Here is a 632-nt window from a genome sequence, read left to right on the forward strand (position 1 = left end):
AAAATGGTTATAAATTAGCTAAAAATTTACCTGCTTATGCATGGATAAGCACAGGAGAAGTAGAAGAAAATATCAGGCCTTATTTAATTGTTGGCATGGGGGATAGTGGCGAGATAAAAGTATGGTTATCAAATGCACGATCTGACAGAAATAGAACAGGCCGTGTATTACACGAGCTTGGCTCTGGGCAAGCACAGTGGCGTAAGAATAAGTAACTAAGCTATTCCTCAAGGGCAGCTTGAACTTAAATGGATATAGATTATGGACAAAATCATAAAATTACTTCTTATTAGCTTGTTTGCTGTATTACTAGGCGGTTGTGCAACAACAGGTGAAATAGATTATATGGTTGTATCGGGTTCAACGGATGAAGGTAATGATATATTCGTGACTTTAATTAAGTTTGATGACCAGTGGGATGTACCCGCAGGAACTATGTCTTGCTGCAGAGCCACAGCGGGGGCTATGGTTGGAGTATATGATAGGGTATTCCCAGGAAAAGTCGCGGTTGAATGGTTAGATAAGTCAGAAAATAGAATTTACTTTGGTGAAGTTGCAATAGACAAAAAAGGTTACAAATTAGCTAAATCTCTCCCTTATTTTACTTTATCGACAGGTGAGGTATTTAAGAA

1 protein-coding gene and 1 pseudogene are annotated in these 632 nt (G+C 38.1%); both read left to right on the top strand.

Annotated elements, in window-relative coordinates; translation table 11 throughout:
• Window positions 1-215 (top strand): annotated as a pseudogene (locus H5186_RS22675) (DUF2931 domain-containing protein); the annotation flags it as partial.
• A gap of 46 nt (window positions 216-261) precedes the next feature.
• Window positions 262-632: DUF2931 domain-containing protein (locus H5186_RS22680; protein ID WP_182795056.1), on the top strand; the 371-nt coding region annotated here is incomplete at its 3' end.

The sequence above is a fragment of the Pseudoalteromonas sp. SG41-2 genome (assembly GCF_014164535.1).
In the GTDB taxonomy this organism is placed as follows: domain Bacteria; phylum Pseudomonadota; class Gammaproteobacteria; order Enterobacterales; family Alteromonadaceae; genus Pseudoalteromonas; species Pseudoalteromonas rhizosphaerae.